Source organism: Mesorhizobium sp. B1-1-1 (assembly GCF_006442955.1).
Classification (GTDB): Bacteria; Pseudomonadota; Alphaproteobacteria; order Rhizobiales; family Rhizobiaceae; genus Mesorhizobium.
Genome location: NZ_VFWW01000003.1, coordinates 29,123 through 42,319 on the forward strand (window position 1 = coordinate 29,123; position 13,197 = coordinate 42,319).

11 protein-coding genes are annotated in these 13,197 nt (G+C 63.8%); 4 read left to right on the forward strand and 7 right to left on the reverse strand.

Annotated features, from left to right (window positions below; all coding sequences use genetic code 11):
- Positions 1-9 precede the first annotated feature (9 nt).
- Together FJ986_RS05730 and FJ986_RS05735 are read left to right on the forward strand one after the other, a co-directional pair.
- A complete protein-coding gene (locus tag FJ986_RS05730) occupies positions 10-693 on the forward strand; it encodes an HAD family hydrolase (RefSeq protein WP_140514364.1) in 684 nt (227 codons plus the stop codon).
- Positions 690-2,276 (forward strand): FGGY-family carbohydrate kinase, encoded by a 1,587-nt coding sequence (locus FJ986_RS05735; protein WP_140554608.1) that lies wholly within the window; start codon positions 690-692, stop codon positions 2,274-2,276. The genes FJ986_RS05730 and FJ986_RS05735 overlap by 4 nt, the downstream gene beginning before the upstream one ends.
- Before the next feature lie 8 nt (positions 2,277-2,284).
- Here FJ986_RS05735 and ugpC read toward each other — a convergent pair whose 3' ends face one another.
- The 6 genes from ugpC to FJ986_RS05765 form a co-directional block, all read right to left on the reverse strand.
- The gene (ugpC, locus tag FJ986_RS05740) at positions 2,285-3,373 is read right to left on the reverse strand and encodes a sn-glycerol-3-phosphate ABC transporter ATP-binding protein UgpC (protein WP_140673654.1); all 1,089 of its coding nucleotides are present in this window, start codon (positions 3,371-3,373) and stop codon (positions 2,285-2,287) included.
- Positions 3,374-3,375: 2 nt separating this feature from the next.
- Positions 3,376-4,422, reverse strand: a complete 1,047-nt coding sequence (locus FJ986_RS05745) for an NAD(P)-dependent alcohol dehydrogenase (RefSeq protein WP_140673656.1) — start codon at positions 4,420-4,422, stop codon at positions 3,376-3,378.
- 15 nt (positions 4,423-4,437) lie between these two features.
- Entirely contained in the window at positions 4,438-5,250 is an 813-nt protein-coding gene (locus FJ986_RS05750; protein WP_140491365.1) for a carbohydrate ABC transporter permease, read from the reverse strand.
- 11 nt (positions 5,251-5,261) lie between these two features.
- Complete coding sequence (locus FJ986_RS05755) at positions 5,262-6,128, reverse strand: sugar ABC transporter permease (RefSeq protein WP_140524193.1); 867 nt, start codon at positions 6,126-6,128, stop codon at positions 5,262-5,264.
- 155 nt (positions 6,129-6,283) lie between these two features.
- Positions 6,284-7,555 (reverse strand): extracellular solute-binding protein, encoded by a 1,272-nt coding sequence (locus tag FJ986_RS05760; RefSeq protein WP_140655321.1) that lies wholly within the window; start codon positions 7,553-7,555, stop codon positions 6,284-6,286.
- Between the two features lie 241 nt (positions 7,556-7,796).
- On the reverse strand, positions 7,797-8,714 hold the full coding sequence (locus FJ986_RS05765) for an AraC family transcriptional regulator (RefSeq protein WP_140673658.1): 918 nt from the start codon (positions 8,712-8,714) through the stop codon (positions 7,797-7,799).
- 284 nt (positions 8,715-8,998) lie between these two features.
- Between FJ986_RS05765 and FJ986_RS05770 the strand changes: the two genes are divergently transcribed.
- Positions 8,999-10,402 (forward strand): MATE family efflux transporter, encoded by a 1,404-nt coding sequence (locus FJ986_RS05770; RefSeq protein WP_140673660.1) that lies wholly within the window; start codon positions 8,999-9,001, stop codon positions 10,400-10,402.
- Between the two features lie 48 nt (positions 10,403-10,450).
- On the opposite strand, the gene speB is transcribed toward FJ986_RS05770, so the two are convergent.
- Positions 10,451-11,506 (reverse strand): agmatinase, encoded by a 1,056-nt coding sequence (speB, locus tag FJ986_RS05775; RefSeq protein ID WP_140491375.1) that lies wholly within the window; start codon positions 11,504-11,506, stop codon positions 10,451-10,453.
- 194 nt (positions 11,507-11,700) lie between these two features.
- On the opposite strand from speB, the gene pncB reads away from it, so the two are divergent.
- Entirely contained in the window at positions 11,701-13,005 is a 1,305-nt protein-coding gene (gene pncB / locus FJ986_RS05780) for a nicotinate phosphoribosyltransferase (protein WP_140514349.1), read from the forward strand.
- Positions 13,006-13,197 lie beyond the last annotated feature (192 nt).

The window sequence follows — 13,197 nt, forward strand, 5'->3', positions numbered from 1 at the left end:
AACGGGACCATGGCGCCGGAACTGGTCATTTTCGACTGCGACGGCGTGCTGGTGGACAGCGAGGCGCTGTCGGTCTCGGCACTGCTCGGCATGATCGCGCTTGCCGGCGGCAGTATCGGCGAGGATACGGCCTACGAGCATTTCCTCGGTAAGAGCATGAAAAGCGTGCGCGAGATCCTCGCCCGCGACTTCGGCCTGCCCATCACCGATCAGCACCTGACCACGATGCGTGTCGAATTGATGCGCAAATTCCGCGAGGAGCTGAAGCCAATCGCCGGCGTCAAGGAAGTGCTGCCGAGGCTCGGCTTGCCGTTCTGCGTCGCCTCCTCGGGCACGCTCGACCGCATCCGCTATACGCTCGACGTCACCGGCCTGCTCGGATTGATGGAGCCGCATCTGTTCAGTGCCGGCATGGTGGCCAGGGGCAAGCCGGCGCCCGACCTGTTCCTTCATGCCGCCGCCTCGATGCGGGCGCATCCGCGCAAATGCCTTGTGATCGAGGACAGCCCCGCCGGCGTCGCGGCGGCGCGGGCGGCTGATATGCGCGTGTTCGCCTTCACCGGCGGCGCGCATGCCGGCAACCCTGCCCTGAAAGCGCGGCTTGCGTCGAGTGAGCCGGACTTTATATTCGCTGACATGCTGCAATTGCCAGATCTGATTGCAGGCCTGGGAGCGAGAGACAGAGCATCTTGACGAAACAGTTCGTTTGCGCGGTCGATGTCGGCACCGGGAGCGCCCGCGCGGGCATTCTCGACACCAGTGGCACCTTGCTCGGCCGCGCCGAGCACCCGATCGCCATGCACCAGCCGAAAGCCGATCACGCCGAGCATGATTCGCGCGATATCTGGTCAGCCGTGTGCGCCGCGGTGCGTGCGGCCCGCGAAAAATCCGGTGTTGCCGCCGAGGACATTGCCGGCATTTCCTTCGATGCCACCTGCTCGCTGGTCGTGCGCGACAGGCAAGGCGGCCAGCTCAGCGTTTCGGTGACCGGAGAGGAGCGCTGGGACACCATCGTCTGGCTCGATCACCGCGCCATCGCCGAGGCCGACGAATGCACGGCGAGCGGCCATGAGGTGCTCAACTATATCGGCGGCGTCATGTCGCCGGAAATGGCGACGCCGAAGCTGATGTGGCTGAAGCGAAACCTGCCGAAGACCTGGAATGAAGCCGGCTATCTATTCGACCTTACCGACTTCCTGACCTGGCAGGCGACGGGGTCGCTGGCCCGCTCGCAGTGCACGCTGACCGCCAAATGGACCTATCTGGCGCACCGGGAACCCGCATGGCAGCGCGATTTCTTCGAACTCGTCGGCCTCGGCGACCTCTTCGAGCACGGCAATCTGCCCGAAAGAGCCAGTCCGGTCGGCGCTTACATCGGCTCTTTGAGCGCGCAAGCAGCGGCGGAGCTCGGCCTGACGGAGACATGCCGGGTCGGCGCCGGGGTGATCGATGCCTATGCCGGTGCGCTTGGCGTGCTCGGCGGGTTTGCCGGCGACGAGCGGAATATCGGCCGTCATTTGGCGCTGATCGCCGGCACATCCTCCTGCGTCATGGCGATGTCACCCGATCCGCAGCCCTTCGCCGGGGTCTGGGGGCCATACTACGGCGCCGCGCTGCCGAAGCTGTGGCTGTCGGAGGGCGGCCAGTCGGCCACCGGCGCCCTGCTCGACCACATCATCCGCTGGCACGGCGCCGGCGGCGAGCCGAACGCAGCCATGCATGCCAGGATTGCAAGCCGCGTCGCCGAGCTGCGCGCGGCGGAGGGCGATGCCCTTGCCGGCCGGCTGCATGTGCTGCCCGACTTTCACGGCAACCGCTCGCCGCTCGCCGACCCGCATGCGGTCGGCGTGGTCAGCGGCCTTACGCTGGATTCCTCCTTCGACAGCCTGTGCCGACTTTACTGGCGCACCGCCGTGGGCATCGCGCTCGGCGTGCGCCATGTGCTGGAAGCGCTGAACGAGAACGGCTATCTCATCGACACGCTGCATGTCACCGGCGGCCACACCAAAAATCCGCTCTTGATGGAACTCTATGCCGACGCCACCGGCTGCACGGTGGTCGAGCCGCTGGCCGACGAGGCGGTGCTGCTCGGCACAGGCATGGTGGCGGCGACCGCCGCCGGGCTTTTCCCCGACCTCAACGCGGCCTGTCTTGCCATGCAGCAGGGCGGCAGGACGCGCGCCGCCAACCCGGCCGCCGGCGCCCGCTTCGATCGCGACTACCGGATTTTCCTGGAGATGCACCGGCAACGCCAGGCGCTCGACGCGATCCAGTAGAACGCGCCTTACCGTGTCAACAAGGATAGGCCGGACTTGGCATCGAACAGATGCATATCCGATTCGTCAAACGTATAGCGGACATCGCTGCGGATAGTTGGGCAGACGCGGCTGGGAACGAGTGCGCTGATCTCCTTGCCGCCAAGAGCGAATGTCACCAGTGCATCGTTGCCATGAAACTCGATGAGATCGGCCGTTCCCGCCAGGAAATTTCCGGCGCTGCCGGGGGTCGCGGGCTTGAGATCCGGGGGCCTGATGCCAAGCACCGCCTGCTCGCCATGTTGGAGCTTGAAGCGCGAGCCGTTGACGGTGAAGACAGTTCCGCCATTGGTCAGCATCCAGCCATTTTCTTTCCGGGCCACCGTCAAATCGATGAAATTCATGTTCGGCGTGCCGATGAAGCCGGCAACGAACAGATTGCCCGGCCGCTCGTAGATTTCCGCCGGCGAGCCGACCTGCTCGATGACGCCGTCCTTGAGCAGCACGATGCGGTCGGCGAGCGTCATCGCTTCGAGCTGGTCATGGGTGACATAGACGGTGGTGGTCTTCAGCGACTGGTGCAGCCGCGCGATCTCGACGCGCATGTGGTTGCGCAGCTTGGCGTCGAGATTGGACAGCGGCTCGTCGAACAGGAAGACTTTCGGCGTCTTGATCATGGCGCGCGCGATCGCCACGCGCTGCTGCTGGCCGCCGGAAAGCTCGGCCGGCTTGCGGCCGAGATAGGGTTCCAGCCCGAGCGTCCTTGACACCGCTTCGACCCGCTTCTGGATCTCGGCCGCCGGCACTTTCTGGCGCCGCAGCCCGAAGGCGATGTTGTCGAAGATCGTCATGTGCGGGTAAAGGGCATAGTTCTGGAACACCATGGCGATGCCGCGGTCGCCCGGATCGAGATCGTTGACCACCTTGCCGCCGATCGAGACCTCGCCGCCGCTGATGTCCTCCAGCCCCGCCAACATGCGCAGCAAGGTCGACTTGCCACAGCCGGACGGGCCGAGGAACACGACGAACTCGTGCTCCTCGATCGAGAGGTTGAGGTCGCGGATGACTGTCGTGGCGCCATAGGCCTTGTCGACATGGGAACAGGTGATCGCGGACATGGTCAGCCCTTTTTGCCGCTGAGCAGGATCTGCAGCTTGACGTCCTGCGGGTGCGCTGCCGCCGCCCGCTCGAAAGCCTCGATGCTGTCGGAGAAATCATAGGTGCCAGTGATCAGCGGCTTGAGATCGACCTTGCCGGAGGCGATGAGCTGCAAAGCGCGGTCGAAAATGTTGGCATAGCGGAACACGGTTTCGATGCGCACTTCCTTCGATATGGCCGCCGGCACGTTGAGCGACACCGGCTCCACCGGCAGCCCGACGAGCACCACCGCGCCGCCAGGGCGCACGACATCGAACAGATTGGCGAACGCCTTGGGGCTGCCGCTGGCCTCGAAGACGATGTCCGCGCCCCAATTGTCGGTCGCCTCCGCCACCGCCTCGGCCAATGACTGCTCGCCGATGTTGACCGGAACGACGCCGGGATAGCGCCCGGCAATTTCGAGCTTGGGCGCGGAGAAGTCGGAAATCAGCACTTTCGAGCAACCACCGGCCAGGGCGGCCAGCGCTATCATGATGCCGATCGGGCCACAGCCGACGACAGCCGCCACGTCACCCGGAACGATGCGCGCGCGCGCCGCCGCTTGCATGCCGATGGCGAAAGGTTCGACCATCGCGCCTTCGGCGAAGGAGACGTTGTCGGGCAGCCTGTAGGTGAACGCCGCCGGATGCACGGCTTGCGGCGCCAGAATGCCGTGCACCGGCGGCGTCGCCCAGAAGGTGACGTCCGGGTCGACATTGTAGATGCCGAGTTTTGTCGCCCGCGACGACAGGTTCGGCACGCCCGGTTCCATGCAGACGCGATCGCCGACCTTCAGCGTCCTGACATTGGCGCCGATCTCGACGATCGTTCCGGACGCCTCGTGGCCGAGCACCATCGGCGCGCGCACGACATAGCTGCCGATGGCGCCATGGGTGTAGTAGTGCACGTCGCTGCCGCAGACGCCGACCGTGTGGATGGCGATCCTGACGTCGTCCGGGCCGACGTCGAGCGGCAACGCGATCTCGCGCAGGGCCAGCTCGCCCTTTTTCTCAAGCACCAGTGCCCGCATCGTGTCGTCCTCGCTTCAAGTCTTTTTTTGCCGGAAAACGGAATTCAGGAAGCCGCTGAGCACGCCGAGAAACAACAGCGGCGGCAGCGACAGAAGCACGACCGAGGCGTTCAGGATTCCCCACGGCACGTTCATGCCTTGTTGGGAGAGTTCCGAGGCGACGATCGGCAAGGTCTTGGCGTTGGAGCTCGACAGCATCAGCGCGATCAGGAACTCGTTCCAGACCAGCACGAAACTGAAAGCCACCGCACCGATCAGCGAGCGCGCCGCGACCGGCAGCGCAATCCTCCAGAACACCGAATAGGCGCCGTAGCCATCGACGAAGGCCGCTTCCTCGACCTCCTTCGGCACGGCCTGGAAGGCGGGAATGGCGAGCCACATGATCACCGAGATGGTGAGCAGGCAATAGGTGACGATCAGCGCGGCGAGCGTGTCGTAAAGCCCGAGCTGCAGCCAGATCACCATCAGCGGAATGGCGACCGCCACCGGCGGCAGGAAGCGAAGCGACAAAACGAAGAACTGGATGTCGCCGGCCCAGCGGTTCGGGTAGCGCGCTACCGCGTAGGCCGCCGGCAGGCCGAGCACCACGCCGATCAGCACCGCGCAGCCGCAGGCGACGACCGAATTGTAGAGGCCGGTCATGACGCTGTCGCGGCCGACGATATAGCTGATGTTGGCCAGCGTCGGCGTGAACACCAGGCGCGGGACGCGGGTGATGATGTCGACATTGTTCTTCAGCGAATTGAGCGCCGTCCAGAGCAACGGAAACACGGCCATGAAACCGGCAAACGCCAGCACGGTCTTGCCGATCAGGCGGCCAGGTCTCATGCGATATGACCTCATGCCTGCACCCGCCTCCACAGCATGGTGAAGGTGATGACCGTGGCGATCATCATCAGCACCGCCATCGCCGAGGCGTAGGAGACCTTGCCGGACTCGATGAAGCCTTGCGAGAAGGCGTACATGTCGAGCGTCTCGGTTGCCACGCCCGGACCGCCGCGGGTCATCACATAGATCAGATCGAAGGAGCGCAGCGATTCGATCATCTTGACGAACATCAGGCTGACCAGCGGCGCCTTCAGCATCGGCAAGGTCACATAGGCGTGGATCTGCCAGCGTTTGGCATGGTCGAGCCGGGCCGCCTCGATCGGCTGCGGCGGCAGCGTTTCCAGGAGCTTCAGCACGATGACGGCGAAGAACAGGCCCCATTGCCAGACATCGACCGATGCGACCGCGAACAGCGCCGTCGACGGCTTGGACAGCGGATCGAAGATCAGCCCACCGGTCAGCAGCCGGTAGGGGTAAGTGGCGATGCCGTAGAGCGGATGGTAGGCGAACTTCCAGACGAAGGCCGCCGAGACGCGCGGCAGCAGGACCGGGATGATGAACAGCAGGCAATAGACGTTGCGAAGGCGCGGCGAGGCGACCTCGAACATCAGGACGCCCAGTCCGATGGCGACCGTCATCGTCGCGATAACCGTGACGAATTCCCATTTCACCGACACCCAGACGGCGTTGAGAAAGCGGCGGTCGGCGAACAGGTCGGCGAAGTTCGAGAACCAGACATAGGAATAGGCTGTCGAGCTGAGTTCACGGTTCTGCAGGGCGATGACGACCGCGTAGAGCGTCGGCACCATCGACAGCACCAGAAGGATGGCGAGTGTCGGCACGACGAAGGTGACCGGCAGGGATGAGCGTCGCGGCATCTGTCTAACCTCTGCTGCGTCTCGAATGATTGAGCATGACTGACCTTTCGCGCGAAGGCTGGCTCAAACCGCAATGATGAAACCAGGACCTGCGGCGCACAGGTTCCGGCGCTCCACCGAATGCCGTGGACCGCGCGCCGCAGGGGGAGGATGGCTTATTTCTTCACCAGCTCGTTGGCATAGGCCTCGAGTTCGTTGAGGCCGCCCTTGATGTCGGTGCGGGTACCGGTGACCAATTCCTCGAGGATGATACCCCAGCGGTCGCCGAGATCGGGCCAGCGCGGGTCCTGCCAGAAATTGACCGCCGTGACCTTGCCGGTTTCGGCCAGTGCCTGGCCGAGATCGGCGCCGTAAATATCGGCGAATTCCTTGCTGGCCAGAATGCTGGTGCGGTTCAGCTCGCCGAACTGGTGGGCGTCGAGCCGGCGCTTCTCGTTTTCCTTCGATGTTGCCCAGGCGATGAACAGGCCGGCGCATTTCTTCGAGGCGTCGTCGGCATTGGCCTTCGCTGCGATGGCGAGGCCATGGCCGTAACCGCCGCCGGGCAGTGGCGACGGCGGCGGCAGGAAACCTATGTTGCCGACGACCTGCGAGGTCTTCGGGTCGACCGCCATGCCCGACAGCGGCGTCGATTCGACCAGGATCGCGACCTGGCCCGACAGGAAGGCGCCGGTCGATTCATCCCAGCTGCCGGTCTGCGTGCCGGGCGCCGAATCCTTGAACAGTTTCAGGTAGGTCTCGGTCGCCTTGACCGCGGCGTCGGAATTGAAGACCGGCTTGTCGCCGTCGAACCACTGGCCGCCATAGGCCTTGAAGAACGGCATCCAGCGCCAGACATTGGCGCCCGAACCGCGCGCGCCGCGCAGCGCGATGCCATACATGCCCTTGTCCGGATTGGTCAGCTTCGGCACGTCGGCGATCAGCTCGTCGAGCGTCTTCGGCGGCTGGATGCCGGCTGCCTCCAGCACGTCCTTGCGATAGACCATCAGGTCGCCGCCGCCGGTCAGCGGCGCGAACCAGACCTTGCCGTCATAGGTGGCGACCTTCTGGCGGCCGGGGTCGAAGTCGGCATAGTCGTAGTCGGCCGGATAGTAGTCGGCCAGCGGCACGATCCATTTCGAGGAAGCGAACAGCGCGACATTGGCTTCGTCGACATAGTAGACGTTGTAGTTGCCGACCGTGGACGCGTCGGCGCGCGATTTTGCCCGGCGGTCGTTCTCGTTGAGGTAATCGATCTGGAAGCCGGCGCCGGCAAGCTTCTCGAACTCGGCCTTGGAGTCCTCCAGAAGCGTCAGGCCGTCACGTGGCTGCGCCAGCACCTTGACCGGCGCCGAGCAGACCGGCGCCTGCGCCAAAGCGATGGTTGAAACGGTAGCGGAAAGCATGAAAGCTGCACCAAGGCTGGCAGCGAGCCGAATTGGTTTCATTATTTTCTCCTCCAGGAACACGTCGCAGGAAGCGGACGTCCTCGGGTTGCGCGATCCTCACCATCGCCCGAGCGACTTGCCACCCATCACCAAAATGCGGAGTTGCAGCGGCTCGCGCTAGAAGCCCCGTTGCAGAAGACCTGTACTTTTATGCATTGTGCGGCGCAAAAACCGGCATCCGGTTGCGGCCAATCTCACATGAGTATCGATCGGACTCTGGGACAGTGATTTTAGGGCGTGCTTACGCGCGCATCGCCAACCGCTGCCGCGACAGCTTGCGATAGGATGACGGCGTCATCTTGTGCTTGCGCATGAAGGCGCGATTGAAATTGGAGATGTTCATGTAGCCGACCTGGAAACAGATGTCGGTGATCGGAACATCGGTATCGGCCAGCAGCTTGCAGGCCTGCCACAGCCTCAGCTTGGCAAGGTGGTCACTGAAGGAATTGCCGGTGTTCTTCTGGAAGAAGCGCGAGAATGTGCTCTCGGTCATTCCGGCGAGCGCCGCCACATCAGGCAGCTTCAGATCCTCGGCGAAATGCTGAAACAGATAGGTCAGCGTACGCTGGATGATGTCGAGCGAGGCGGCATCCAGAACAGGGGAGAAATCCGGCGAAGACAACAGCTCGTATTCGTCGGTCCTGGCGAGGAGATCGACGAGGTTCAGGAACAGGCAGAACCTGGTTAGCCCGCTGACCTCCCCCATCCGTTCCATCAGCTCGGCGCCTTCCAATGCCGTGCGGCCATGAAAAACCATGCCGCGCAGCGACCGCTCCAGGAACGGCTCCAGTTCGCGCAGTTCGGGCAACAGGCCAGCCGAGCCGCGCAGCCTCTCGGCATCGAACTGGAGGACGATGTCGCGGCCTTCGATCAGCTCGCCCGGCTGCACCGCCGTCACCCAATCATGCGGCAGCCCGCCGCCGACGATGGTCAGATAACCCGGCCCGAACTCGCCGATGTGGTCGCCGACCAGCACGACGCCGGAAGATTTTCGCAAGAGGTGGATTTCGTGCTCAGGATGGGAGTTCCAGACATTGCGCTCCCAGGGATAGTCGTCCAGCCGCCACAGGAAACTGTCGCTCGCCTCGGTGACGATATGTTCGAAGGCCGGCGCCGTGCGAAGCGTCGCAACCGGATTCCTTCTGCGCCTGAACTGCATCCTGCCTCCTGCAAATTTGGGTTCCGTGGCACCTCGCTCGTCCTTGCAATGCGTAGCAGCCTTGGGGGCATGTGTGAAATGGGCCGTCGGAGAGCGTCGGTCACGAGGCTTCAGCGTCATCGGCGATCCGACTGGATCAATCCGTTCCCGCCCCTCCTCCCTTGCCTTCATGTCGCGTTTCGTACAAAAGCTGACGTAAACGCCGCGAAACCGAAGGTCTCGCCGTTTGCAATGCGGCTTCCGGCTTTTTTGCCGATGCGCCGCAACCTTGAAAGAGCGGAATAATGTCTGCGATCGAAGCCGGCGCTCGCGCGCCGGAAAATCTTTGGCGTCAGGAAATCAGGGCGACTTTGGCGCTCGCCTGGCCCATGGTGCTGACCAATCTCGGCCAGACCGCCATGACGGCCACCGACGTCATGATGATGGGCAGGCTGGGGGCGGACACGCTGGCCAGCGGCGCGCTTGGCGCCAATCTCTATTTCATGCCGCTGATCTTCGGCCTCGGCCTGATGCTGGCGACCTCGCCGATGATGGCGACCGAGCTCGGCCGCCGCCGTCATTCGGTGCGCGACCTGCGCCGCACCGTGCGCCAGGGCCTGTGGCTGGCGATCCTCATCTGCATCCCGATCTGGATCTTCCTCTGGCACGGCGAGAACGTGCTGCTCGCCATGGGCCAGGAACCGGCTCTGGCGCACAGCGCCGGCATCTATCTGCGCTGGCTGGAATGGGCGGTGCTGCCCTTCTACGGCTATATCGTGCTGCGTTCCTTCATCTCGGCGCTGGAGCGGCCGGGCTGGGCATTGATAATCGTCTTTGTCGCCGTCGCCTGCAACGCGCTCTTCAACTGGGTGTTCATGTTCGGCAATCTCGGCGTCCCGGCCATGGGCATATCAGGCTCGGGCCTTGCCACCTCGCTGTCCTCAACGCTGATGTTCGTCGGCATGGCCGCCGTGGTGAAGTGGGAGAAGAAGTTCAGGCGCTATCATCTGTTCGGCCGCTTCTGGCGGTCCGACTGGCCGCGCTTCAAGGGCCTGCTGCGGCTCGGCCTGCCGATCGCGGGCATCCTCGCTTTCGAGGTGACGATCTTCAACGCCGCGGCGCTGCTGATGGGCCTGATCGACGCGGATTCGCTTGCCGCGCACGCCATCGCCATCCAGATCGCCTCGATCTCCTTCATGGTGCCGCTCGGTCTCAACCAGGCGGTGACGGTGCGCGTCGGGCTTGCGCATGGCGCCGGCAATCCGGAAGGCGTCTCGCGCGCCGGCTGGACCGCCTTCGTCATCGGCGTCTCGTTCATGGCCCTGATGGGCCTGGTAATGATCCTGTGGCCGCATCTCCTGATCAGCGCCTTCATCGATCTGACCAATCCGGCCAATGCCAGGGTGATCACGCTTGCCGTATCGTTCCTGGTCTTCGCGGCCCTGTTCCAGGTCTTCGACGGCGCGCAAGCGGTTGCCGCCGGCATGCTGCGCGGCCTGCACGACACCAAGGTGCCGATGATCTATGCCGCCATCGGCTACTGGGGCGTCGGCCTGCCGCTGGGCGTGCTGCTCGCCTTCCCGTTCGGCTTCCATGGCGTCGGCATCTGGATCGGGCTGTCCAGCGGACTGGCGGTGGTGGCGGCGCTGCTTCTGGCGCGCTGGCTACGGCGGGATCGCCTCGCGCCGCCGCTGGTGTTCGAACACTGATGCAGAGGGCCGCCGGGTTGTCCGGTGGCCTTTCCGTCATTGTCGGCGTCAGCTGTTTTTGAGCGCCGGGCTGAACACCATCAGGCTCAGTATTTCGAACAGCACCTGGGCGCCGGCATGCGCGGTGTTGGTGGTCGCATCATATTGCGGCGCCACCTCGACCACGTCGCCGCCGACGATGTTGAGGCCTTTGAGGCCACGCAGCAGTTCGAGCACTTCCCGAGTCGTCAGGCCGCCGACTTCCGGCGTGCCGGTGCCCGGCGCGAAGGCCGGATCGACGCTGTCGATGTCGAAGGAGACATAGGTCGGTCCGTCGCCGACTATTCTGCGCGCCTTCTCGATGATGGCGGGGATACCGAGGCCGGTCACCTCCTCGGCATGGATCACGGTCATGCCGGATTCGTAGGTGAACTCCCACAGATATTCGGCCGAGCCACGGATGCCGATCTGGATGGTGCGCGTCGGGTCGAGCACGCCATCGAGCACCGCGTTGCGGAACGGGCCACCATGGTGAAACTTGGTCATGTCGAACAAGCCGCTTGTATCGCAATGGGCGTCGATGTGGATGAGGCCGACCGGGGCCTTCTTGCCGACGGCCTTCAGGATCGGATGGCTGATCGAATGGTCGCCGCCGACCGACAATGGAATGACGCCGGCATCGACGATCTGGTTGGTGCGGCGCTCGATGTCCTCATGGCAGGTCTCGAGTCGGTAGCGGCTCTGGAACGGCACGTCGCCGATGTCGGCGACCCTGAGCTCATGCGTCGGTGCGCATTCCAGCACGTGATTGTAGGGGCCGATGCGCTCGATGGCGCGCAGCGCCCGCGGCCCGAAGCGGGAGCCCGGCCGGTTGGTGACGCCGAGATCCATCGGCACGCCTGTTATCGCCACCTGCAAATCGCCGAAATCCGGGTTGTCGGCCGATATTTCGCGATAGGGTGCGGCGAGGAAGGTGGGGATACCGGAATAGGGCGCCAGCCGCGTGCCTGACTTGGAGAATATCTTGTCGGCGACCTTGCGGAACTTCGGGTCGAACATCTCGCCGCCATGGCTCTCGCCATATTTGCGGCGCAACGCGTCGAGCTTGCCGCTGTCATAACCCATGTCGGTTTTCTCCTGTCTGTTTCTCCGGAGTGTCCGGTAGCGCTTTGGAAAAATCAATTGCGTTCGGACGGGTTGGCTGCCGCAGGTCTTTCTTTTTGTCGGGCCAGCCTGAAACCGGGCAGCGCTTTTGCCAATTCGATGCTATGAGGCCTGTCGCGATCATGGGCGGCAGGCAGCGAAGGCGGTAACGAGACATGGCCAGGACCGATATTGCGCGGCGCGTCTACAACCATACCTGGAAGCTCGACCCGATCGTGCGCAGCCTGCTGGACACGGATTTCTACAAGCTTCTGATGCTGCAGATGATCTGGGGCATGTACCCCAAGGTCGACGCCACCTTTTCGCTGATCAACCGCACCACTTCGGTGCGGCTGGCCGAGGAGATCGACGAGGGCGAGTTGCGCGAACAGCTTGACCACGCCCGCACCTTGCGCTTCTCCAAGAAGGAGATGATCTGGCTGGGGGGCAACAATTTCTATGGCCGCAAGCAGATATTCGAGCCGGAATTCCTGGCCTGGCTGGAGAATTTCCGGTTGCCCGAGTACGAGCTTTCCAGGCGCGGCGGGCAGTATGAACTCTCCTTCAGCGGCCCGTGGATGTACACCACGCTGTGGGAGATTCCCGCACTCGCCATCATCAACGAATTGCGCTCGCGCGCCGCCTTGCGGTCGTTCGGGCCTTTCACGCTCGACGTGCTCTACGCCCGCGCCAAGGCCAAGATGTGGGCCAAGACCGAACGGCTGAAGGCGCTGCCCGGCATCCGTATTTCCGACTTCGGCACGCGCCGGCGCCATTCCTTCCTGTGGCAGCGCTGGTGCGTGGAAGCGCTGAAGGAAGGCATCGGCGAGGCTTTCACCGGCACCTCCAACGTGCTTCTGGCCATGGACAACGACCTCGAGGCGCTGGGCACCAACGCGCATGAACTGCCGATGGTGCTTGGGGCGCTGGCCAATTCGGAAAAGGAATTGAAACAGGCGCCCTACAAGGTGCTGCAGGATTGGCAGCGCTACTATGGCGGCAATTTGCTGATCGTGCTGCCCGACGCCTTCGGTACGGCTTCCTTCCTGCGCGACGCGCCGGACTGGGTGGCCGACTGGACGGGCTTTCGCCCCGACAGCGCGCCGCCGATCGAGGGCGGCGAGAAGATCCTGTCCTGGTGGCGCGAGAAGGGCAAGGACCCCAGGCAGAAGCTGCTGATCTTCTCCGACGGGCTCGAGGTCGAGACCATCGAGGAGACCTACCGCCACTTCAAGGGCAAGGTGCGCATGTCCTTCGGCTGGGGCACGAACCTGACCAATGATTTCGAGGGCTGCGCGCCTACGGCAACCGACAGCCTCGACGCCATATCGCTGGTCTGCAAGGTGACCGAGGCCAACGGCCGGCCAGCGGTCAAGCTCTCCGACAATCCGGCCAAGGCGACGGGCGACCTCAAGGAGATCGAGCGGTATCTGCGCATCTTCGGTGAAAAGGACCGGGTGGAGCAGTTGATCAAGGTGTGAGGGCACCACCGGTGCTTCCGGCATCGCCATACGAGACGGCAAAGTCGGATAGGCTGAGTTCCTTGGCGCCCTCCTCTGTCCTGCCGGACATCTCCCCCTCAAGGGGGGAGATCATGCTGTCATCTTCGTCTTCGCGAACCTCCGGCGTTGCAAGGGAAGCGCCGACAGAGAAACCGCCAATCTCCCCCCTTG

What these genes read in the sequence shown, in the direction of transcription:
- pncB (WP_140514349.1), top strand. Translation starts at nt 11,701, where the DNA reads ATGGCCAGGACCGATATTGCGCGGCGCGTCTACAACCATACCTGGAAG.
- FJ986_RS05760 (WP_140655321.1), bottom strand. Translation starts at nt 7,555, where the DNA reads ATGAAACCAATTCGGCTCGCTGCCAGCCTTGGTGCAGCTTTCATGCTT.
- FJ986_RS05755 (WP_140524193.1), bottom strand. Translation starts at nt 6,128, where the DNA reads ATGCCGCGACGCTCATCCCTGCCGGTCACCTTCGTCGTGCCGACACTC.
- FJ986_RS05730 (WP_140514364.1), top strand. Translation starts at nt 10, where the DNA reads ATGGCGCCGGAACTGGTCATTTTCGACTGCGACGGCGTGCTGGTGGAC.
- speB (WP_140491375.1), bottom strand. Translation starts at nt 11,506, where the DNA reads ATGGGTTATGACAGCGGCAAGCTCGACGCGTTGCGCCGCAAATATGGC.
- FJ986_RS05750 (WP_140491365.1), bottom strand. Translation starts at nt 5,250, where the DNA reads ATGAGACCTGGCCGCCTGATCGGCAAGACCGTGCTGGCGTTTGCCGGT.
- FJ986_RS05770 (WP_140673660.1), top strand. Translation starts at nt 8,999, where the DNA reads ATGTCTGCGATCGAAGCCGGCGCTCGCGCGCCGGAAAATCTTTGGCGT.
- ugpC (WP_140673654.1), bottom strand. Translation starts at nt 3,373, where the DNA reads ATGTCCGCGATCACCTGTTCCCATGTCGACAAGGCCTATGGCGCCACG.
- FJ986_RS05745 (WP_140673656.1), bottom strand. Translation starts at nt 4,422, where the DNA reads ATGCGGGCACTGGTGCTTGAGAAAAAGGGCGAGCTGGCCCTGCGCGAG.
- FJ986_RS05765 (WP_140673658.1), bottom strand. Translation starts at nt 8,714, where the DNA reads ATGCAGTTCAGGCGCAGAAGGAATCCGGTTGCGACGCTTCGCACGGCG.